Origin of the sequence: Allobosea sp. TND4EK4 (assembly GCF_900156025.1) — a bacterium.
GTDB lineage: Bacteria > Pseudomonadota > Alphaproteobacteria > Rhizobiales > Beijerinckiaceae > Allobosea.
In genome coordinates this window covers 176652-197238 of record NZ_FTMO01000002.1, presented here as the reverse complement: position 1 = coordinate 197238, position 20587 = coordinate 176652, and the positions used below count along the sequence as shown (strand labels likewise).

The 20587-nt window shown below is 68.2% G+C and carries 18 protein-coding genes and 1 other RNA gene; 12 read left to right on the top strand and 7 right to left on the bottom strand.

Annotation, left to right across the window (positions count from 1 at the left end; genetic code table 11):
• The first annotated feature begins 92 nt into the window (after window positions 1–92).
• Window positions 93–1481 (top strand): FAD-binding oxidoreductase, encoded by a 1389-nt coding sequence (locus tag BW981_RS05890; protein WP_076437748.1) that lies wholly within the window; start codon window positions 93–95, stop codon window positions 1479–1481.
• A 233-nt stretch (window positions 1482–1714) separates the two neighbouring features.
• Window positions 1715–5314 carry an AsmA family protein gene (locus BW981_RS05885; RefSeq protein ID WP_076437210.1) on the top strand — a complete coding sequence of 1200 codons (3600 nt, stop codon included), beginning with the start codon at window positions 1715–1717 and terminating at the stop codon, window positions 5312–5314.
• 97 nt (window positions 5315–5411) lie between these two features.
• Here the strand turns inward: BW981_RS05885 and BW981_RS05880 are convergent, their stop codons facing one another.
• From BW981_RS05880 to ssrA, 5 genes are all read right to left on the bottom strand, one after another.
• Complete coding sequence (locus BW981_RS05880) at window positions 5412–5654, bottom strand: ribbon-helix-helix domain-containing protein (RefSeq protein ID WP_076437208.1); 243 nt, start codon at window positions 5652–5654, stop codon at window positions 5412–5414.
• Window positions 5651–5848, bottom strand: coding sequence for a DUF4169 family protein (locus BW981_RS05875; protein WP_076437206.1), 198 nt, complete (start codon window positions 5846–5848; stop codon window positions 5651–5653). Before BW981_RS05875 ends, BW981_RS05880 begins: the two co-directional genes overlap by 4 nt.
• A 14-nt stretch (window positions 5849–5862) precedes the next feature.
• The gene (fumC, locus tag BW981_RS05870) at window positions 5863–7257 is read right to left on the bottom strand and encodes a class II fumarate hydratase (protein ID WP_076437204.1); all 1395 of its coding nucleotides are present in this window, start codon (window positions 7255–7257) and stop codon (window positions 5863–5865) included.
• 90 nt (window positions 7258–7347) lie between these two features.
• A complete protein-coding gene (locus BW981_RS05865) occupies window positions 7348–7932 on the bottom strand; it encodes an SspB family protein (protein ID WP_076437202.1) in 585 nt (194 codons plus the stop codon).
• 49 nt (window positions 7933–7981) lie between these two features.
• Window positions 7982–8337, bottom strand: a transfer-messenger RNA (tmRNA) gene (gene ssrA, locus BW981_RS05860).
• A gap of 202 nt (window positions 8338–8539) precedes the next feature.
• Here ssrA and BW981_RS05855 point away from each other — a divergent pair.
• The 8 genes from BW981_RS05855 (at window position 8540) to BW981_RS05820 (ending at window position 15163) form a co-directional block, all read left to right on the top strand.
• Window positions 8540–9349, top strand: coding sequence for a thymidylate synthase (locus tag BW981_RS05855; protein ID WP_076437200.1), 810 nt, complete (start codon window positions 8540–8542; stop codon window positions 9347–9349).
• Entirely contained in the window at window positions 9346–9828 is a 483-nt protein-coding gene (locus tag BW981_RS05850; RefSeq protein ID WP_076437198.1) for a GNAT family N-acetyltransferase, read from the top strand. Before BW981_RS05855 ends, BW981_RS05850 begins: the two co-directional genes overlap by 4 nt.
• A 5-nt stretch (window positions 9829–9833) precedes the next feature.
• Window positions 9834–10367, top strand: coding sequence for a dihydrofolate reductase (locus BW981_RS05845; protein WP_076437196.1), 534 nt, complete (start codon window positions 9834–9836; stop codon window positions 10365–10367).
• A 247-nt stretch (window positions 10368–10614) separates the two neighbouring features.
• Window positions 10615–11781, top strand: a complete 1167-nt coding sequence (gene hflK, locus BW981_RS05840; RefSeq protein WP_076437194.1) for an FtsH protease activity modulator HflK — start codon at window positions 10615–10617, stop codon at window positions 11779–11781.
• Complete coding sequence (locus BW981_RS05835; RefSeq protein WP_076437193.1) at window positions 11778–12719, top strand: protease modulator HflC; 942 nt, start codon at window positions 11778–11780, stop codon at window positions 12717–12719. Before hflK ends, BW981_RS05835 begins: the two co-directional genes overlap by 4 nt.
• Window positions 12720–12737: 18 nt before the next feature.
• Entirely contained in the window at window positions 12738–12929 is a 192-nt protein-coding gene (locus tag BW981_RS05830; RefSeq protein WP_076437191.1) for a DUF2065 domain-containing protein, read from the top strand.
• A 230-nt stretch (window positions 12930–13159) separates the two neighbouring features.
• Window positions 13160–14671: a DegQ family serine endoprotease gene (locus tag BW981_RS05825; protein ID WP_083712223.1), complete on the top strand. Its 1512-nt coding sequence runs from the start codon at window positions 13160–13162 to the stop codon at window positions 14669–14671.
• 150 nt (window positions 14672–14821) lie between these two features.
• The gene (locus BW981_RS05820; RefSeq protein WP_076437189.1) at window positions 14822–15163 is read left to right on the top strand and encodes a DHCW motif cupin fold protein; all 342 of its coding nucleotides are present in this window, start codon (window positions 14822–14824) and stop codon (window positions 15161–15163) included.
• 15 nt (window positions 15164–15178) lie between these two features.
• Here the strand turns inward: BW981_RS05820 and serB are convergent, their stop codons facing one another.
• A complete protein-coding gene (gene serB, locus BW981_RS05815) occupies window positions 15179–16066 on the bottom strand; it encodes a phosphoserine phosphatase SerB (RefSeq protein WP_076437188.1) in 888 nt (295 codons plus the stop codon).
• An 87-nt stretch (window positions 16067–16153) separates the two neighbouring features.
• On the opposite strand from serB, the gene miaA reads away from it, so the two are divergent.
• Window positions 16154–17008 carry a tRNA (adenosine(37)-N6)-dimethylallyltransferase MiaA gene (miaA, locus tag BW981_RS05810; RefSeq protein WP_244560258.1) on the top strand — a complete coding sequence of 285 codons (855 nt, stop codon included), beginning with the start codon at window positions 16154–16156 and terminating at the stop codon, window positions 17006–17008.
• A gap of 2 nt (window positions 17009–17010) precedes the next feature.
• On the opposite strand, the gene BW981_RS05805 is transcribed toward miaA, so the two are convergent.
• The gene (locus tag BW981_RS05805; RefSeq protein ID WP_076437184.1) at window positions 17011–18471 is read right to left on the bottom strand and encodes a GGDEF domain-containing protein; all 1461 of its coding nucleotides are present in this window, start codon (window positions 18469–18471) and stop codon (window positions 17011–17013) included.
• Between the two features lie 337 nt (window positions 18472–18808).
• Between BW981_RS05805 and BW981_RS05800 the strand changes: the two genes are divergently transcribed.
• Window positions 18809–20572 (top strand): acetolactate synthase 3 large subunit, encoded by a 1764-nt coding sequence (locus BW981_RS05800; RefSeq protein ID WP_076437183.1) that lies wholly within the window; start codon window positions 18809–18811, stop codon window positions 20570–20572.
• Window positions 20573–20587: the final 15 nt, after the last annotated feature.

The following is a 20587-nucleotide window of genomic DNA, read 5'->3' as shown; positions in this document are numbered from 1 at the left end:
AAACGACAACGTCCCAAACTCGACTTCTACAACCGGATCCATTCGCCATGAGCCTGCCCGCCGCGTCGCTTCACGAGCCCTCCGCCGCCGTCATGCCCCCGCCGAAAGCGGCAATCGAGGCCGTGACGCAGGCGCTCGCCGCCCGCTTCGGCAACCGGCTCGTCACCAGCCTCGCGGTGCGCCAGCAACATGGCCACACGCTCACCTGGATTCCGAATCTGCCGCCGGATGCGGTCGTCTTCCCGCAGAGTACGGAAGAAGTGGCCGAAATCGTGAAGCTCTGCGCCGCCCATGGCGTTCCCGTCATCGCCTTCGGCACCGGCACCTCGCTGGAAGGCCACGTCAACGCCATCCATGGGGGCGTGTGCATCGACATGTCGCAGATGAAGCGGATCGTCGCTGTCCATGCGGAGGACCTCGATGTCGTGGTCGAGGCCGGCGTGACCCGCAAGGAGCTCAACGAGCATCTGCGCGACCAGGGGCTGATGTTTCCGATCGATCCCGGCGCCGACGCCTCGATCGGCGGCATGGCGGCAACCCGCGCCTCGGGCACCAATGCGGTCCGCTACGGCACGATGAAGGACAATGTCCTGGCTCTGAAGGCGGTGATGGCGGACGGCTCGATCATCCAGACCTCGACGCGGGCGCGCAAGACCTCGGCCGGCTACGACCTGACCCGCCTCCTCGTCGGCTCGGAAGGCACGCTGGGCATCATCACCGAGGTGACGCTGAAGCTGCATGGCATCCCGGAGGCGATCGCCGCCGGAGTCTGCCCGTTCCCGTCAATCAAGGCGGCCTGCGACACCGCGATCATGACGATCCAGACCGGCATTCCGGTGGCACGGATCGAACTGCTGGACGAGGTGATGATCAAGGGCTTCAACCTGCATTCCAAGCTCGGCCTGCCGGAGACGCCGATGCTGTTCGTCGAATTCCACGGCACCGAGGCCTGGGTGAAGGAGCAGTCCGAGCGCTTCGGCGAGATCGCGGCCGACCATGGCGGCGGCCCCTTCGACTGGGCGACCAAGGCCGAGGACCGCACGCGTCTGTGGGAGGCGCGGCACAACGGCTATTGGGCCGGCCGGGCGCTGCGGCCGGGCGCCGACACGCTGGCGACCGATGTCTGCGTGCCGATTTCGCAGCTGGCGGATTGCGTCGAGGAAACCAAGCGCGACATCGAGGCGAGCGGGCTGATCGCGCCGATCGCCGGCCATGTCGGCGACGGGAATTTCCACACCCAGCCGCTGCTCGACCTCTCCGACCCGGAAGAGGTGGCGCGGGTGCAGGGCTTCATCGACCGGCTGGTCAAGCGGGCGCTGGCGATGGGCGGGACCTGCACCGGCGAGCACGGCGTCGGCCAGAAGAAGATCAAGTATCTCGAGCTGGAGCACGGCGCCGGGGCGATGGCGGTGATGCGCACGATCAAGCGCGCCCTCGACCCGCAGAACATCCTCAACCCCGGCAAAATCGTCGTGATGTGACGCCATAGCGGCTTGCACCTGGCGGGCGCTTGCCTGAAATCTGGCGATCTTGGCGAAACTTGCGGGCCGCATGCGGCACGCGGGTCATGCAGCCGTCATTGCGGGAAGCGAAGCGGGGAAGCAATCCAGGGAGACTGGGCAACCGCTTCGACCCAGTCCCCGGGATTGCCTCGCTTTGCGCGCAATGACGGATGACTTCATGATGGCGCGACGACAGGGGCATAAAGCGGAATTTGCGTGAGAGTCTGACAGTCCTCGCCGGCCTTCTGGTGCTGGCGCTGCTGGCGGCCCTGATCGGGCCGGGCTTCGTCGACTGGCGCGGCTATCGACCGCAATTCGAAGCCAGGCTGAGCGAAGCGCTGGGTGTCGAGACGACGATCGGCGGAGACATCCAGCTGCGGCTGCTGCCGTCGCCGCGCATCGCGCTCGGACAGGTCCGCATCGGCTCTCCGGGAGGCAAGGACAGCTTCGCGACTGTCGAGGCGGCGAGGGTGGAACTGGCGCTCGCGGCGCTGGCGCGCGGCGAGTTCCGCTTTTCCGAAGCGCGTCTCGACGGGGCGACCCTGTCGCTGTCGATCGACGAGAAGGGCGCCGTCCGGCTGCCGCGGCGCACAGGCGCCGGGCTGGGGGCGCAGGCAAGCCTCGACCGTCTGACGATCAGCCGATCCTCCGTGATCTGGCGCGAGGCCGGGCGGGCCCCGGTGACGCTCGTGCCGGTCGCAGCCGAGGTTTCCGCAGGCAGTTTCGCCGGCCCCTGGCGCTTCGAGGGCGAGGTGGCGGGCAGCTCGCTGCGCGTCACGACGGGCGAGATCGACGAGGCCGGCCGGCTGCGCACGAAAGCGTTCCTGACCGGCGATGACATGCAGTTCAACTTCGACGGCAACGTGCTGCTGTCGCGGGAGGCCGACACCCTCGGCCCGGAGGCGGAAGGAGCGTTCGCGCTTTCGCCGGGCGGGGCGGTTTCGCTGTCCGGCCGCCTGAAAGGAGGCAGCCGCCAGATCGACCTGTACGGCCTGACGCTGGACATCGCCGGCGGGGCCGCGCGGCTGGAGGGGGAGGGGCAATATCTGCCCGCGACCGGCGGGGGCTCGCTGGCGCTGCGGGCGCGGCGGCTCGATGCCGATGCGCTGGCGACCGCGCTGGCCGACCGCAAGGGGTTCGAGCGGGCGCTGAACGGACTGCCGGGGCGGATCGATTTCAGCCTCGATCTCGACCAGATGATCTGGCGTGCCGAGGATTTTGCGGCGCTGTCTCTGCGCGGCAAGCTGGACGAGCACGGGCTCGACGAGGCCACGGCCTCGCTGCGCGTCGCCGGAGCACTGGTCGGTGCCAGCGGCCGCGTCGATGGCGAGGCCGTCTCGGGACGCGTCTCCGTCAAGGCCGAGGATGCGCGACGGGTCGCGCTCGTGCTGGCCCGCAACGGGCTCGACCCGGCCTTGGCCGATCTGGTCGGCGGGCTGGGGCGGATCGATGCCGATGCGGCGGGCCGCTGGGGCGGCGGTACGCTCGCATTCCAGCGTCTCCTCGTCGCCGGCTCCTCGGGGTTGAGGCTGGAGGCTTCCGGCGAATTGACCGATGGACGGCTCGGCGCCAGGGCGACCGTCAGCGGGCTCGATCTCAACACGCTGCCGCCCGGCACCAGCCTCGCGGGTCTCGTCGGGAGGCGGGACATTGCGCTCGACCTCAGGCTCGCCAATGCGCGCTTTCGCAAGGCGCCGCCCGGCTCGGCCTCGCTCGACCTGCGGCGGGAGGGCGCGGCCTGGCGGCTGAGCCGCCTCAGCGTCGACGGCTTCGGCGGGGTCTCGGTCACGGGGGCGGGAGCCCTGCTCGCGGAAGGCGGCGAGATTTCCGGCCGGGTCAAGGCGCCGCGCTTCGAGACGCTGGCCGCGCTGGCCGGGCCCTTGCTGCCTGCCGGAGCGAGCGAGGTTCTGAGCCGCGCGGGCGATGGGCTGTCACGGCTCGATGCGGGGTTTCGCCTGACGCGGGCCGCAACGGGCGAGACCAGCCTTGCCGCGGAAGGCACTGCCGCAGCCGGCAAGCTTGCCATCGACGGCCGTCTCGACCGCGACGGGGGCTGGCAGCGTGCCACGCTGAATTTCGATCTCGGCGACCGGCGCCAGGCTTTCGCGGCGCTGGGCCTGCCGGCGCCGCTGCGCGCCGGGGCGGGCCGGCTCACGCTTGATCTCGGCGGCGGGCGGATCAGCGGGATGCTGGCGGGGCCGGGGCTTTCCATCCTCGTCGAGAACGGGGCGGAGCGGCCGCAGCTGACGCTCCAGGCTGACAGCCCGGCCCAGCTCCTGCCCGAAGGCGCCGCCCGGCTGCTGCCGGATGCGGTGATCGACGCGCATGCGCGGCTGGGGCTCGATGGCGACGCCGTGCGGGTCGACGATCTCACGGTCAATCTCGCCGGCGCCAGCGCGCAAGGGTCGCTGGTGCTGCCGCGCGAGGGCAGGATCACGGGGCGGCTCGTCCTGCCCTCCGCCGATCTGCGGATCCTGACCACGGCCGCGCTGGGGCAGGCCGTGCCGACGCCGGGCGCGACCTGGTCGACCTCCCGTTTCGGCCGGGCGCCGGAGCTTCCGGAGCTCGACATCGCCGTGGAAGCGGGGACGCTCACGGCCCTCGACGGGGTGGCCTTGCAGAAGGCGCGATTTGCCCTGCGCTCCGATGCGGACGGGCTGCGGGTCGAGGAGATTGCGGGTGGCTATGGCGGCGGGCAGGTCACCGGGAGGCTGGCGCTGCGGCGCGACGGCGGGCTGGCGCAGCTCAATGGCCGGCTCGACCTCTCGGGCGTCGATCTTGCGGGCCCGACGAGAGGCGCGCTCGGCGGCAAGGCCTCCGGACGCATCGAGCTGGGCGGTGCGGGGGAGAGCCCTGCGCGGCTGATCGCCGGCCTCTCCGGCGCAGGGAATCTATCCTTGGCAGGCGCGAGGCTCGCCCGCTTCGACCCCAGGGCCTATGAGCGGATCATCGCCGGGACCGGGGAAGACGCCTCCGAAAGCGAGGCGTCGCGCTTGCGCGACCGGCTGGCCGATGCGCTCGACCGCGATTCCTGGGCGCTCGCGGACGTCACGCTGCCCTTCACGCTCGCCGCCGGCATCCTGCGCCTGCAGCCCTTCGCCTTCGAGCGCAACGGGCTGAAGGCGGAGGCGAGCGGGACGGTCGACCTGCGCGCGCTCAACGCCGATCTGCGCCTCGGTCTCAAGCCGCTCGGCCCGTTGCCGAAGGGCTGGCCTGGGGACGCGCCGCAGATCGTCATCGCCTGGCGCGGCCCGCTGTCCGATCTCAAGCGCGAGAGCGATGTCAGCGCGCTCTCCAATACGGTCGCGGCGCGGGCCCTGGCGCGCGAGATCGAACGGGTCGAGGCCTTCGAAGCCGATGCGCGAGAGCGCGCGTTGCATGCAAGGCGCCTGCGGGCCGAACGCGAGATGCACGAGAACGAGCGCAAGCTGCAGGAGTTCCTGAAGGCAGAGGAGGAGCGGCGCGCCGCCGAGCAGAAGCGTCAGGAGGAGGCGCAGCGTGCCGAGGAGCAGCGCCGCCAGGCCGAGCAGGCGAAGGCCGATGCCGAGGCGCGCCGTCGTGCGGAGGCCGAGGAGCGGGCACGGGCCGCGGCCGAGAAGGCCGGGGCTCAGGCGCCGGCGCAGGCCCCGCCACCGGCGCCGCAGCCCCCGCAGGCCGGGCCGATGGTGCTGCCCGGCGCGCCCCGCGCCAGTTCGCCGGAAGGAGCGGTGCAGGCGCCGCCGTCAGTGCCGGCACGGCCGCAGGGCGCGCTTGGCGTTCAGTCGCTGCCAATTGCGCCGGTGCCGGCACCGCGGAGCACCCCGCTCAATTGAGGGGATGATTCAAGGGATTGAGAATTTGATTCGGGTGTTCGGTGTAAGTGCCTGAAAAAGCGGCCTTACTTTCGTGTTCCGCACTGTCCCGGCTTTTTCAGTCTGACTTCGCGCCGGATGAACCATCCACCAGCCGCTGGTAGTGCGCGAGCGCATGCAGCCTGAGCGCCGAGGACAGGTTCGCCTCGCCGCGCCTGGAATCGACTTCGGCGACCAGGGCCGTGATGCTGCGGCCTTCGGCGGCCGCGATCTCCTTCAGCGCGTCCCAGAACGCATCCTCCAGCGAGACGCTGGTGCGGTGGCCGGCGATGCTGAGCGAGCGCTTGCGCTCGGCGCTCATGGCTTGTCCGGAGCGTCGTCGCCATCCAGCCGGTGGCCATCGAGCTTGCGGCCGGCACTGTCACGCTCTGCCTTGGCAAGCGAGCGCTCGGCCTTGCTGAGGCCGAAGCTGATGCGGTTCTGCTCGGCAGTTCTCGCCGCATCGTCGCGCGCCTTCTGCTTCCGGACACGGCGCAGATTGACGATCTCGGCCATGGCTCTTCCTCCGCTCAGGCCGGATGGAGCATCAGCTCGGGCTTGACGGTCTCGTCGAAGAGCTTCGCATCGACGCCGGCTTTCAGCGCCTCCTCGCGCAGGGTCGTGCCGTGGTGATGCGCCGACTTGGCGATGTTCGCAGCCTTGTCGTAGCCGATCGCAGGAGCCAGCGCCGTCACCAGCATCAGCGAGCGGGAGAGCAGCTCCTTGAGCTGGGCTTCGTTCGCCTCGATGCCCTCGACGCAATTGATGCGGAAGCTGTCGGCGGCGTCGGCCAGAAGCCGGACCGATTGCAGGAAGGCGGCGGCGATCACGGGCTTGAAGACGTTGAGCTCGAAATGGCCCTGGCTCGCGGCGAAGCCGATCGTCGCCTGGTTGCCGTGCACCTGCGTCGCCACCATCGTCAGCGCCTCGGCCTGGGTCGGGTTGACCTTGCCGGGCATGATCGAGGAGCCGGGCTCGTTTTCCGGCAGGCTGATCTCGCCGAGGCCCGAGCGCGGGCCGGATCCCATCAGGCGCACGTCGTTGGCGATCTTGAACAGGTCGGAGGCGAGCGCGGCGAGGGTGCCGTGAGCGGCCGCGAGCGCGCCATGGCTCGCCAGCGCCTCGAACTTGTTCTCGGCCGTGCGGAAGGGCAGGCTGGTCAGGCTCGCGACCTCCTTGGCGAAGAGGACGGCGAAATCGGGATGGGTGTTGAGCCCGGTGCCGACCGCCGTGCCGCCCTGCGCCAGGGCGTAGAGCCCGCCCAGAGCCGCCTCGATGCGCCCGATGCCGAGATGGAGCTGCATCGCATAGCCGGAGAATTCCTGGCCGAGGGTGACGGGCGTGGCATCCTGCAGATGGGTGCGGCCGATCTTGACGAGGTCTGCGAAGGCCTTCGCCTTGTCGTCCAGCGCCTTTTCGAGAGCGCGCAGGGCCGGCAGCAGCTTGCGGGTGATCTCCAGCACCGCGGCGATGTGCATCGCGGTCGGGAAGGAATCGTTGGAGGACTGGCCACGATTGACGTGGTCGTTCGGGTGGACCGGGCTTTTCGCGCCGAGGCCAACGCCGAGGATCTCGTTGGCGCGGTTCGCCAGCACCTCGTTGGCATTCATGTTCGACTGCGTGCCCGAGCCGGTCTGCCAGATCACCAGCGGGAAATGGTCGTCGAACTTGCCCGCGAGCGCCTCGTCCGAAGCCTGACCGATGGCGCCGGCGACGCGCTGGTCGAGCAGGCCAAGTCTTGCGTTGACATGGGCGGCGGCCTTCTTGACCAGGACCAGCGCATGGACCAGCGGCAGCGGCATGCGCTCACGCTCGCCTCCGATGCGGAAATTCTGGAGCGAGCGCTGCGTCTGCGCGCCCCAGTAGCGATCGGCCGGCACTCCAATCGGGCCGAAGGAATCGGTTTCGGTGCGCGTTTCGCTCATGGGGCCGGATCCGTCAGAGGGGTTTGGGCGTGAGGTCCTGCTCGCTGTCGCGGGTGTTGTGTCGTCGCGCGGCTTCGACGTCCCGTCGCGTCAGGTCTTCTTGCGGAAGGAATCGAGGCTGACCACCTCGGCGCCGCCATGGTCGGCGTCGTCCTGCGCGTCCTCGGTCACCGCCTTCTCCGCCTTGCCGGGCTTCGGCGCCTCGGCGTCGGCCTTCTTCAGCGCCGGGACTGCGGCGGGTGCGATGCGGGACGGGACCGAAGCGGGCTTCGCCGCAAGGTCGGGCTCGGGCTCGAAAGCGGCAGCCGCGTCCTCGGCCTCCTGCGTCTCGAACTTCAGGCCGAACTGCACGGAAGGGTCGAAGAAGGTGGTGATCGCATCGAAGGGCACCAGCAGCCGTTCCGGCACGCCCGAGAAGGACAGGCCGACCTCGAAGGAATGCTCGCTGACGTTCAGGTCCCAGAACTGGTGCTGGAGAACGACGGTCATCTCCTCGGGATGCTTCTCGCGCAGGCGCTGCGACAGGCGCACGCCCGGAGCTCCGGTCCGGAAGGTGACGTAGAAATGATGCTCGCCGGGCAGGCCGTCGCGCGCCGCTTCCGTCAGGATCTTGCGGACGACGCCCTTCAGCGCCTCCTGCACCATCAGATCGTAACGAAGAACATCCTGGGACATTGTTTCCGCTTCACTAGCCGGCGGGAACAGCCGGGAGGCCAAACATGAAAGTGGAGGCTTCTGTTGCCAGGCGCCTCCGAGCCCCGCCTTACGCGGCTAAACGCAAGGGCTTTGGTTTGGGTACCTGCACCGCTTACGCGGCGACGGCGACCCGAGCATTGTTGTCGTTGGCAACTATGCTTTGGCCCGATAACGGCGGAACCATGCCGAGCAAAAGGACAACCTTTACACCCTCGTCGATCCTGTTTCGCCCCCGCCGAAACCCTTGATCGCCAAGGGCTTGGGTGGAGGCGCCGGGTACTGCCCCCGGGTCCGAAAGGCTTATTTCGAAGTCTGTTTATCGCCATAGCCGGTCTTGCGAACGGCAAAGGGAATATAGGCACAGCCGCGGCGCGGCGAAAGAGTGCGCCGCTGCATTTCGACGGCAAAGCGCATCGGTGAGGTTTTCGGGCCTCAAATGCGAATTGGAGAAGGTGCGGGGTTGGCGCGTGCCGCTCCTGCCGCAGGGCGACAGCTCTTGCTCAAAAGCTGGGGATGCCTGCGGTAAAGGCCCGCGCGGCCGCAGGCAGGACCCGCTATGGTCCGCCGCTCTTCGACGAGATTCGCCATGCGCCAGTATCACGACCTGCTCGACCGCGTGCTGACCGAGGGCGTCCGCAAGGATGACCGCACCGGAACCGGTACGCTCGCCGTGTTCGGCCACCAGATGCGTTTCGATCTCGGCGAGGGGTTTCCGCTCGTCACCACCAAGAAGCTGCATCTGAAGTCGATCATCCACGAGCTGATCTGGTTCCTGCGCGGCGACACCAACATCGCCTATCTGCGCGAGAACGGCGTCACCATCTGGGACGAATGGGCCGATGCGAACGGCGATCTCGGGCCGGTATACGGCCGGCAATGGCGTTCCTGGGCGGCGCCCGACGGGCAGGTGATCGACCAGATCGCCTGGGTGGTGAACGAGATCCGCCGCAATCCGGATTCGCGCCGGCTGATCGTCTCCGCCTGGAATCCGGCCGACATCCCGAAGATGGCGCTGGCGCCGTGCCACTGCCTGTTCCAGTTCTTCGTGCAGCCTTCGGAGGACGGGCGGGGCAAGCTCTCCTGCCAGCTCTATCAGCGCTCGGCCGACGTGTTCCTCGGGGTGCCCTTCAACATCGCGAGCTATGCCCTGCTGACCCATATGGTGGCGCAGGTGACGGGCTTGGGCGTCGGCGACTTCGTGCATTCCTTCGGCGATACGCATCTCTATGTGAACCACCTCGACCAGGCCCGTGAGCAGCTCTCGCGCGAGCCGAAAGCGCTGCCACGGCTGACGCTGAACCCCGCGGTGACACGGCTCGAGGATTTCCGCTTCGAGGACGTGACGATCGAGGGCTATGAGGCGCACCCGTCCATCAAGGCGCCGATCGCGATATGACCCTCTCCATCCGACCCGCGCGTCCCGGCGAGGCCGGGCTCGTCCTGCAGTTCGTCCGCGAACTCGCCGAATACGAGAAGCTGCTGCACGAGGTGGTGGCGAGCGAGGCGGAGATCGATGCGTCGCTCTTCGGCGAGAATCCGCGTGTCTTCTGCGAGATCGCGGAATGGGAGGGCGAGGCCGTCGGCTTTGCCCTGTGGTTCTACACCTATTCGACCTTCCGGGGCCGGCACGGCATCTGGCTTGAGGATCTTTATGTGCGGCCGGAGCAGCGCGGGCGCGGCATCGGCAAGGCGCTGATGGCGCGGCTGGCGAAACGCTGCGTCGACGAGGACCTGCCGCGGCTCGCCTGGTGGGTGCTGAACTGGAACGAGCCGTCGCGGGTGTTCTACCGCTCGATCGGCGCCAGGGCACAGGACGAGTGGACGGTGAAGCGGCTGGAGGGCGAGGCCCTCGCGACGCTCGGCGGGGAAGGCTGAGCGGGATGGCCGAGCTTCCCCTCGTCCTGGTCGCTGCGCTCGCCGACAACGGCGTCATCGGCAATGACAACCGGCTGATCTGGCGGCTGAGGAGCGACCTCCGGCGCTTCAAGCAGCTGACGATGGGCTGCCCGATCATCATGGGGCGCAAGACCTTCCTGTCCATCGGCAAGCCCTTGCCGGGCCGCCGGACCATCGTGCTCACACGCGATGCCACCTTTGCGGCCGAGGGCGTCGAGGTCGCGCATTCGGTCGAGGCGGCGGTGGCACTTGCCCGCAGGATCGGGGCGGAGATGGCCGCGCCCTCCGTGATCATCGGCGGCGGCACCGAGATCTACCGGCAGATGCTGCCGCTGGCCGACCGGCTGGAGCTGACCTTTGTCCATGCGACGCCGCGGGGCGACGCGACCTTTCCGGACTGGCCGCACGACGCGTTCGTCGAGACGGCGCGCGAAGATCACCCGGCCGACGCCGAGAACGAGCACGCCTTCACCTTCGCGAGCTTTGCGCGGCGCCAACCCTGTTCGCCCGGGCGATAGCGCGCCTGCACGCGTCTTTTGGACGCATCGTTGCGGGATCGCGGCACATATGCGGCTTCCAAACGTCGCTTTCGGGGCGGCCTGGTCGTCCTATTGCCGCTTTCCGTTCACGATGAATGGCTTGCGCCGTTGACGAATCCGTGGCCCATGACCAACTCAGGCCGGCGCCCTGCCAGGGTGCCGGCATCGGGTTGCCTTCGGGCAGAGCCCCAAGCATGACAAACGAACGAAAGGGAACGGGCCGAGAATGCCTTGGAGCAACCAGAGCGGCGGTGGCAACAACGGGGGAGGACCCTGGGGTCAGCGCGGAGGCAGTGGTGGCGGCGGCCCCTGGGGCGGCGGCTCCGGAGGCGGTGGCGGCAACGGCAATCCGCCCGATCTCGAGGACATCCTGCGGCGCAGCCAGGACCGGCTCAAGAACCTGCTTCCCGGCGGCAATCTCGGCGGGCGCGGGCTGATCCTGGGGCTGCTTGCCCTGATCCTGCTGTGGCTCGGATCCGGCATCTATTTCGTGCGGCCCAACGAAGTCGGCCTCAACATCGTCTTCGGCCGGTTCGTCGGCAAGACGGGCGAGGGCGCCAACTGGAACTGGCCCTATCCGATCGGCTCCGTCGTGAAGCCCCAGGTGACGAACGTCATCACCACCGAGGTCGGCTTCCGGACGGTCGAGTCGGTGCGCCAGTCGCGCCAGACGGACGTCATCGAGGAGAGCCTGATGCTCACCGGCGACGAGAACATCGTCGACATCGATTTCATCGTGCAGTGGCAGATCGACCCCGCCGCGCCGGAAGACTACATCTTCAACATCCAGGACCCGCCGGGCACTGTGAAGGCCGTGGCCGAGAGCGCGATGCGCGAGGTCACCGGCAAGCGCAACATCCAGCCGGTGCTCACCACCGATCGCGGCGCGATCGAGACCGAGGTGCGCCAGCTGATGCAGGACACCCTGAACGGCTATAAGGCCGGCGTGCAGATCCGTCTCGTCCAGCTGCAGAAGGTCGATCCGCCGCAGCAGGTCATCGACGCCTTCCGCGACGTCCAGGCGGCCCGCGCCGACCAGGAGCGCCTGCGCAACGAGGCGCAGACCTATGCCAACCGCGTCGTGCCGGAGGCGCGCGGACGCGCCGCCCAGCTGACGCAGTCGGCTGAAGCCTACAAGGAGCAGACCGTGGCGGAAGCGCGCGGCCAGGCCAGCCGCTTCAACGCGGTCTACGAGCAGTACAAGAACGCTCCGGGCGTGACGCGCGAGCGTCTCTTCCTGGAGACGATGGAACGGGTGATGGGCGGTACCGACAAGATCATCCTCGACCAGAACGGCAACGGACAGGGCGTGGTGCCCTATCTGCCGCTGGGCGAACTCCAGCAGCCCCGGCGGCCCGCGCCGGGCGCCCCGCAGCAGGGAGGCACCCGATGAACGGTTCCTTCCTTCGCGCGGCGGCGCTCGTCGTCGTCATCGCCGCCGCGGTCGTGTTCTACGCCTGCACCTTCATCGTCTCGCAGACGCAGTCGGCGCTCGTGCTGCGCCTCGGCGCCGTGCGTGCGGTCAAGACCGAGCCCGGCCTCTACTTCAAGTGGTTCGCGCCGGTCGAGACCGTTACGCTGCTGGACAACCGCATCCTCGATCTCGACCTGCCGGCGCAGGAAATCATCGCCTCGGACCAGAAGCGTCTCGTCGTCGATGCCTTCACGCGCTACCGCATCTCCGACCCGCTGCGCTTCTACCAGGCGGTCAACAACATCCCGCGGGCGAATTCGCAGCTGACCTCGATCGTGAACGGCAATGTCCGATCCGTCCTGGCCGACGCGACCTTCACCGACATGGTGCGGACCGAGCGCTCGCGGCTGATGGGCCGCATCCGCGACGAGGTCAACCGTGAGGCCGCGCGCTTCGGCATGACAGTCGTCGACGTCAAGCTGCGGCGCGTCGATCTGCCGGCGGCGAACTCGGCGGCGGTGTTCCAGCGCATGCAGACGGAGCGTCAGCGCGAGGCGGCCGAGGCACGCGCGCTCGGCGCCCAGCAGGCGCAGGAGATCCGGGCGCGGGCCGACAGGGATTCGACGGTCATCGTCGCCCAGGCCCAGCAGCAGGCCGACGAGATCCGCGGCCAGGGCGAGGGCGAGCGCAACAAAGTGTTCGCCGAAGCCTTCGGCAAGGACCCCGAGTTCTTCGCCTTCTACCGCTCGATGCAGGCCTATGAAGCCAGCATCAAGCCCGGCGACACCCGGATGGTCCTGACGCCGGACTCGCCGTTCTTCCAGTTCTTCAACGGCCCCAACGCGCAGCGTGGGAACGGCCAGCCCCAGGCGCCCGCCGCCTCCGGCACGACCGTGCCCGCGCCGGCGAGGCCCTGATCCCGGCGAGCGACGCGGATGTGGGATTTCATCGCGGCGCTCGGCCTGGTCTTCGCCATCGAAGGCATCCTCTTCGCCTCCATTCCTCATCTGGCGAAGGATGCCCTGCGGAGCGCGGCCGAGACCCCGCCAGATCGGATGCGTCTGATCGGACTGGGCTCGGCGGTGCTCGGCGTGGTGCTCGTCTGGCTCGCCCGGGGCAATTGGTAGAACACGACGACGCGCACGATCATGCGATGACGTGATCGTGCGTCGCTCTCATGCCGCATTTCGGGGTTCAATCTGGCACGGAAATCACGTCGCCTGAGCATCGTACCGAAAAGAGGATTCCGCTTTTCGGAAGAATCCGATGCTGCAACGATAAGATCGGTCGCTGCTTCGCGTCGGTTGCGATGCGCGGCGATCCGCCCGGCCTGCCTTTTTCGGACAAGAGGATCCAGATGGCATCGAATACCGTTTCCGCAGCCTCCCGGCCTGTTCGCCTTGCGCTCGCCGCCGGGGTCGCCGGGCTCGCGCTGATGACGCCCGTGGTGGCGCCTGCACAGGCGAACACGCCGCTGCTGCAAGGCCAGACTTCGCTCGCCGATCTGGTCGAGCGGGTGATGCCGGCCGTGGTCAACATCTCGGCCGTCACCACGGCCGATACGAAGGGCCGCAACATGCCGCAGCTGCCCCAGCTCGGCCCGGACACGCCCTTCGGCGATCTGTTCGAGGAGTTCTTCAACCGCCGCAACCAGCAGGGCGAGCGGCAGGCGCCGCAGCAGCGCCGCTCGCAATCGGCCGGCTCGGGCTTCATCATCGATGCGGCGGGCCTGATCGTGACCAACAATCACGTCATCGGCGACGCCAACGAGATCACCGCCATCCTGAGCGACGGCACGCGCCTCAAGGCCGAAGTCGTCGGCAAGGATACCAAGGTCGACCTCGCCGTCCTGCGGGTGAAGTCGGACAAGCCCCTGCCGTTCGTGAAGTTCGGCGATTCCGACAAGATGCGGATCGGCGACCCGGTGATGGCGATCGGCAACCCGTTCGGGCTCGGCGGCTCGGTCTCCTCCGGCATCGTCTCGGCCCGCAACCGCGACATCAGCCAGGGACCCTACGACACCTATATCCAGACCGACGCAGCCATCAACAAGGGCAACTCGGGCGGCCCGCTGTTCAACATGGCCGGCGAGGTCATCGGCATCAACACCGCCATCCTCTCGCCGACGGGCGGCTCGGTCGGCATCGGCTTCGCCGTGCCGTCGTCGCTGGCGACGAACATCGTCGAGCAGCTCAAGGACTTCGGCGAGACCCGCCGCGGCTGGCTCGGCGTGCGGATCCAGAGCGTGGACGATGCCACGGCCGACGCGCTCGGCCTTGGCAGCGCCCGCGGCGCGCTGATCGCCGGCGTGGACGAGAAGGGTCCGGCCAAGCCCGCCGGTCTCGAGACGGGCGACGTCATCACCAAGTTCGACGGCAAGGATGTGAAGGATTCGCGCGACCTGCCGCGCATCGTCGCGGCGACGCCGGTCGGCAAGGACGTGCCGGTCCTGATCATGCGGAAGGGCAAGGAGCTGTCGAAGACGGTCAAGCTCGGCCGCCTGGAGGATGGCGAGAAGGTCCAGACCGCCGCGGCCAACAAGCCGCCGGTCGAGACCGCCAAGCCCGCCGTCGCGACCGCGCTCGGCCTCGAGCTCTCGGCGCAGAACGACGAGCTGCGCAAGCGCTATTCGCTGAAGGACGGCCTCAAGGGCGTGATCGTCACCAAGGTCGATCCGAACTCCAACGCGGCCGACAAGCGCATCCAGGTCGGCGAGCTGATCGTGGAAGTGGGGCAGGAGGCGGTGAACTCGCCCGACGACGTCACGAAGCGCCTCGACGCCCTGAAGAAGGAGGGCAAGAAGTCGGCCCTGCTTCTGGTCTCGAATGCGCAAGGCGAGGTCCGCTTCGTCGCTCTGGCGATGAACTGAGGCGAGCCCGGCTTGCAGAAGCTGGAGGGCGGCCCGGAAGGGCCGCCCTTTTCATGTCCGCACCGCGTCACGGCCTGTCGCGTTGGCGAGGGGCGCCGATCCCGTTAGAGCAGGATTGCTGCGTCGCGACGCACATGCCCGGAGGCTGACATGAAGATGAGCGACATTCCCTTCGTCACCACGGATTGGTCGACGATCCCGGTGGAGGTCCATGCCGGCGACAGCGGCGAGGCAACCTGGCGGGTTCAGCATTTCGGTCCCGAGGGCAACCGCATCAGGGTGCGGATGGTCGAGTACTCGCCCGGCTATGTGGCCGATCACTGGTGTTCCAAGGGGCACATCATCCTGTGCCTCGCCGGTGAAATGGAGACGCGGCTGGAGGATGGACGCGTCATGCCGCTGAAGGCCGGGATGAGCTACCAGGTCGCCGACGGCGCCGAGGCGCATCGCTCCAGCACGGCGACCGGCGCGACGCTGTTCATCGTCGATTAGTCGCCAGCCCTCGGTTCAGGCTCGGACGATCTCGGCGCCGGTATAGCCTTGCGCATAGAGCAGCGCGGCCAGATCGGCATGCTCCAGCCGGGCATGGGCCGCCGCCGCGACGGCAGGCTTGGCGCGGAAGGCGACGCCGAGGCCGGCTTCGCCCAGCATGGCCAGGTCGTTGGCGCCGTCGCCGATCGCCAGGGTCTGCGACGGGGCGAGGCCGAAGCGCGCGCGCAGTTCCACCAGCGAATCGAGCTTGGCCTGCTTGCCGAGGATCGGATCGGCGACCTCGCCAATCAGGATGCCGTCCTGCGCGATCAGGACGTTGGAGCGGTGCTCGTCGAAGCCGATCGTGGCGCTGATCGGCCCCGTGAACACGGTAAAGCCACCGGAGACCAGGGCCGTGTAGGCGCCGTTGGCGCGCATCGTCCGGACCAGTTCGCTGCCGCCCGGCGTCAGGGTGATGCGGTCGCGGATGATCTCGTCCACGACGGACAGCGGCACGCCCTTCAGCAGCGCGACGCGCTCGCGCAGGGCCGGCTCGAAGGCGATCTCGCCGCGCATGGCCCGCTCGGTGATGGCGGAGACGAGGTCCTTGAGGCCGACATAGGCGGCGAGCTCGTCGATGCACTCCTGGCCGATCATGGTCGAATCCATGTCGGCGAGGAACAGGGCCTTGCGGCGCTCGGCGAGGGGTTGGACGATGATGTCGATGGCGGGGTCGCCCAGCGCGGCGCGGATATCCGCTTCGAGCTTGCGCGGCTCGCCCGCTTCCGCGAAGAGATCGGCCGCGACCTCGCCGTCCAGCACGGCCGAGCCGGTGACGCCCGGCACCGCCCGGCAGAGCCTGTCGAGCGCAGCGGCGCCGAGCAGCGCCTGGCCATGGGCGGAAACGAGCGTCGCGACGAGCATGGGACAGACCGGGTGGAACGGACGGGAGAGACGATCAGGGCGGTGCTCATCGCAGGTCCCACCGCCAGCGGCAAGTCCGCGCTGGCGATGGCTCTGGCGAGAGCCTTCGGCGGCGTCGTGGTCAATGCCGATTCGATGCAGGTCTATCGCGACCTGAGGATCCTCTCCGCACGGCCGACGCCGGAGGAGGAAGCCGCGGTGCCGCACCGGCTCTATGGCCATGTCGACGGTGCGGTGAACTCCTCTGCGATGCGCTATGCGGCGGATGTCGCGGCGTTGCTGCCGCAGCTCCGGAAGGAGGGGCTCCTGCCCATCTTCGTCGGCGGCACCGGGCTTTACTTCAAGGCGCTGACGGAGGGTTTCTCCGCGATGCCGCCGGTCCCGGACGAGGTGCGCGCGGCCTTCCGGGAGCGGGCCGACGGCGCGGCGACCGAAGCGCTGCATGCCGAACTCGCGGTGCGCGATCCCACGATGGCGGAGCGCCTGCGCCCGTCCGACCGGATGCGGATCATGCGCGCGATCGAGGTCCACCTGGCGACCGGGCGCTCGCTTGCAAGCTTTCAGGGCGAGCGCGAGCCGGGGCCGCTCTCCGGCGCGGGGACCCTGCGCCTGTTCGTCAGTCCTGAGCGGGAAAGGGTGCGCGCTGCGATCGACCGGCGTTTCGAGGCGATGATCGATCAGGGCGCGCTCGCCGAGGTCGAGCGGCTGAAGGCGCGTGGGCTCGATCCGCTGCTGCCGATCATGCGGGCGCATGGCGTGCCGGGACTCATTGCCCATCTCGATGGGACGCTCTCGCTGGAGGAGGCGATCCGGCTTGGCCAGGCCGATACGAGGGCCTATGCCAAGCGTCAGGTGACGTGGTTCCGGCACCAGATGGAGGGCTGGCAGGCGGTGGCGCCGGAGGTGGCCCCTGATGTCACCCGCGCGGCGCTGGCGCGGTAAGATCAGGCGGCGTTCGCGAGCGGCTGCTCGTCCGCCAGCGCGATCCGGTTGCGGCCTTCCTTCTTGGCGCGATAGAGCGCCTGGTCGGCCCGGTTCGTCAGCGCCGCCAGCGTCTCGCCCTCGCGCCGGCAGGCGATGCCGCAGCTCGCCGTCACGGCCAGTTCCAGCGTCTCGGAGACCGGCAATGCCCGCTCCGCCAGCGCCGCCTGCATGAGCGAGGCCTTCTCCAGGGCATCGCCGGCTGCTCCGCGGATGAGGATGGCGAACTCCTCGCCGCCGAAGCGCCCGATGAGGCAGCTTTCGGTCCGGAAGACGCCGAGCAGCAGATCCGCGAAGGCGCGGATGGCGGCGTCGCCGGCCGGATGGCCATGGGTGTCGTTGATCTGCTTGAAGTGATCGAGATCGATGATCAGCAGGCAGATGGCGCTCGCGTCGCTCGAGCTGGACTGGATCGCGGCATTGGCGCGTTCGGTGAAGGAGCGGCGGTTCAGCAGCGCGGTCAGCGGATCCGTCTCGGCAAGGCGCCGCAGTTCCTTCTCCCGCTCCTCGCGCTGGCCGATCTCCTCGGAGAGGGCCCGCCGCGTCGCGCGTTCGATGCCGACTTCGAGCGCGAGCGTGGCGGCGCGCTGCTCGAGGGACTGGTTGGCGCGCATGAGGGCGGAGATGTCCGACAGCGTGATCACGAGTCCGTCGCCGAGAAGCGCCAGCGAAACCTGGAGCCAGATCTGTCTGCCGGCCGCCAGGAACTCGACCTCGAACTGGTCCGGACGGAGCAGCTCGACCGCATAGCGCAGACGCGCCCAGGTCTCCTCATTCGCAAGGAAGGGCAGGATCTCGCGCACATCGCTGCTGAACAGCATGTCGGGATCGGTGCCGCAGAGCGCGGCGACCCGCTGATTGGCGGACAGCACGCCGAGGCCGGTCAGCCGCGCGTCCTCGTCCCGGACAGCCTCGACCGCGACGATGCCGAAGGGCGAGGTCTCCATCAGCAGCATGAGGAATTCTTCGCGGAAGCTCATCTGGCGGCAGAAGACGATGAGATGGCGACCGCCCTCGGCGTCGGTCGTCGGCAGGATCAGGCGCTCGAAGATGCCGACGCGTGCCGTGCGTACCGTACGGTGGACGGTGTAGGTGGCGAGCCCTTCGGCCAGAGCCCTGTCGTAGCAGCGGATCGTGAACTCCGCGACGTCGCTCTGGAGATTGGAGACGTAGCCGCCGGTGCGGTCGCGGCCGGTGGTGCGGGGCAGGGTGCGACCGCAGGTCTCGTAGCGGTAGTCGCCGGTCGGTGTCGGCGACATGAACATGATGTCGTCGCCGGCGGCTTGGATGGCCAGTGCCTGCAAGGCCTCGTGCTGCGCGCCGGCTGGCCCCGAGGCCAGCATCTCGAAATGCCGCATCAGCACCGCCACTTCCGGCGCATGGGCCCGAGTGAGAATGCTGCGCGGGTTGACGTCCTGATACATAGAGCCGCCCGTGATTTGATCTGACGCTAGGGCAGTGCGCTTGCCAAAAGGTTGCGGTGTGGCGGCGCGGCTCCGCATGTCCGGCATTTTCGCCAACACGGTTGCGAAATGGTTGCGCTTGACCGGGCAGCTCTCCTCCGCTAGCGTCCGGCAACTTCCGCAAAGGATCACGAGCGCGATGCGCAAGCTTATTCTCGTAAAGGTGCGCTGGTAGGGGCCGGTTTCAAGACCGGGCGTCCCCAACGCCAGCGCATGCCCAGGCCCCTCCGAGGGCCTTTTTTATTGCCCGAATTCCCGACTTCACCGACATCACAAAAAAAGCCGCGAGGAGAGCGTTATGAGCGAGATGATGACCGGAGCCGAGATGGTCGTCCGCGCGCTTCAGGACCAGGGGGTCGAGCATCTGTTCGGCTATCCGGGCGGCGCCGTCCTGCCGATCTACGACGCGATCTTCCAGCAGGACAAAGTCAAGCACGTCCTCGTCCGCCACGAGCAGGGCGCGGTCCATGCGGCCGAGGGCTATGCCCGCTCCGGCCCCGGCAAGGTCGGCTGCGTGCTCGTCACATCCGGGCCCGGCGCGACCAATGCCGTCACGGGCCTGACCGACGCGCTGCTGGACTCGATCCCGCTCGTCGTCATCACCGGCCAGGTTCCGACCCATCTGATCGGCTCGGACGCCTTCCAGGAGTGCGACACGGTCGGCATCACCCGCTCCTGCACCAAGCACAACTACCTGGTGAAGAGCATCGCGGATCTGCCGCGTATCCTGCACGAAGCCTTCTATGTCGCCGCCAACGGCCGACCTGGCCCGGTCGTCATCGATATCCCGAAGGATATCCAGTTCGCGACCGGCGCCTATAGCCGCCCGCGCGACAACCAGCACAAGACCTACCGCCCGGTGGTCAAGGGCGACCTCGGCAAGATCAAGGCCGCGGTCGAGCTGATCGCCTCGGCCAAGAAGCCGATCTTCTACACCGGCGGCGGAGTGATCAATTCAGGCCCGCATGCCGCGTCGCTCCTGCGCGAATTCGCGCGGCTGACCGGTTTTCCTGTCACCTCCACACTGATGGGGCTCGGCGCCTTCCCGGCTGCCGACAAGCAGTGGCTCGGCATGCTCGGCATGCACGGCACCTACGAGGCCAACCTCGCGATGCATGACTGTGACGTCATGATCAACATCGGCGCGCGCTTCGACGACCGGATCACCGGGCGCATCGACGGCTTCTCGCCGCGCTCGAGGAAGATCCATATCGATATCGATCCGTCCTCGATCAACAAGACGGTCAAGATCGACATCGGCATCGTCGGCGACTGCGCCCATGTCCTGGAGGACATGGTCCGGATCTGGCGCGAGACCTCGCCGCAGATGGACAAGTCCGCGCTCGCGGCCTGGTGGACGCAGATCGAGGGCTGGCGTGGCCGCAAGAGCCTGTCCTACAAGCGCTCCGAGACCATCATCAAGCCGCAATACGCCCTGCAGCGCCTGCAGGAGCTGACCAAGGATCGCGACACCTACATCACGACCGAAGTCGGCCAGCACCAGATGTGGGCGGCGCAGTATCTCGACTTCCAGGAGCCCAACCGCTGGATGACCTCGGGCGGGCTCGGCACGATGGGTTACGGCCTGCCGGCTGCGATCGGCGTGCAGATGCGCCATCCCAAGGCGCTGGTCATCGACGTCGCGGGCGAGGCCTCGATCCTGATGAACATGCAGGAGATGTCGACGGCGGTGCAGTATCGCCTGCCGGTCAAGGTCTTCATCCTGAACAACGAGTACATGGGCATGGTGCGCCAGTGGCAGGAGCTGCTGCATGGCGGGCGCTATTCGGAGAGCTATTCGCAGTCGCTGCCCGACTTCGTGAAGCTTGCCGAGGCCTATGGCGGCCACGGCATCCGCTGCGACGATCCCGACAAGCTGGACGACGCGATCATGGAGATGATCAAGACGCCCAAGCCCGTGATCTTCGACTGCATCGTCGCCAAGGAGGAGAACTGCTTCCCGATGATCCCGTCGGGCAAGGCGCATAACGAGATGATCCTGCCCGATTTCGAAGGCGATACCGGCCAGATCATCGACGCCAAGGGCAAGCAGCTGGTCTGAAGGACGGCAGTGGGC

Bases quoted from the DNA above. Each gene is read 5' to 3' on its own strand.
- BW981_RS05890 (WP_076437748.1), top strand. From the start codon at position 93: ATGCCCCCGCCGAAAGCGGCAATCGAGGCCGTGACGCAGGCGCTCGCC.
- BW981_RS05880 (WP_076437208.1), bottom strand. From the start codon at position 5,654: ATGAGCGCCGAGCGCAAGCGCTCGCTCAGCATCGCCGGCCACCGCACC.
- BW981_RS05875 (WP_076437206.1), bottom strand. From the start codon at position 5,848: ATGGCCGAGATCGTCAATCTGCGCCGTGTCCGGAAGCAGAAGGCGCGC.
- fumC (WP_076437204.1), bottom strand. From the start codon at position 7,257: ATGAGCGAAACGCGCACCGAAACCGATTCCTTCGGCCCGATTGGAGTG.
- BW981_RS05865 (WP_076437202.1), bottom strand. From the start codon at position 7,932: ATGTCCCAGGATGTTCTTCGTTACGATCTGATGGTGCAGGAGGCGCTG.
- BW981_RS05855 (WP_076437200.1), top strand. From the start codon at position 8,540: ATGCGCCAGTATCACGACCTGCTCGACCGCGTGCTGACCGAGGGCGTC.
- BW981_RS05850 (WP_076437198.1), top strand. From the start codon at position 9,346: ATGACCCTCTCCATCCGACCCGCGCGTCCCGGCGAGGCCGGGCTCGTC.
- BW981_RS05845 (WP_076437196.1), top strand. From the start codon at position 9,834: ATGGCCGAGCTTCCCCTCGTCCTGGTCGCTGCGCTCGCCGACAACGGC.
- hflK (WP_076437194.1), top strand. From the start codon at position 10,615: ATGCCTTGGAGCAACCAGAGCGGCGGTGGCAACAACGGGGGAGGACCC.
- BW981_RS05835 (WP_076437193.1), top strand. From the start codon at position 11,778: ATGAACGGTTCCTTCCTTCGCGCGGCGGCGCTCGTCGTCGTCATCGCC.
- BW981_RS05830 (WP_076437191.1), top strand. From the start codon at position 12,738: ATGTGGGATTTCATCGCGGCGCTCGGCCTGGTCTTCGCCATCGAAGGC.
- BW981_RS05825 (WP_083712223.1), top strand. From the start codon at position 13,160: ATGGCATCGAATACCGTTTCCGCAGCCTCCCGGCCTGTTCGCCTTGCG.
- BW981_RS05820 (WP_076437189.1), top strand. From the start codon at position 14,822: ATGAAGATGAGCGACATTCCCTTCGTCACCACGGATTGGTCGACGATC.
- serB (WP_076437188.1), bottom strand. From the start codon at position 16,066: ATGCTCGTCGCGACGCTCGTTTCCGCCCATGGCCAGGCGCTGCTCGGC.
- miaA (WP_244560258.1), top strand. From the start codon at position 16,154: ATGGCTCTGGCGAGAGCCTTCGGCGGCGTCGTGGTCAATGCCGATTCG.
- BW981_RS05805 (WP_076437184.1), bottom strand. From the start codon at position 18,471: ATGTATCAGGACGTCAACCCGCGCAGCATTCTCACTCGGGCCCATGCG.
- BW981_RS05800 (WP_076437183.1), top strand. From the start codon at position 18,809: ATGAGCGAGATGATGACCGGAGCCGAGATGGTCGTCCGCGCGCTTCAG.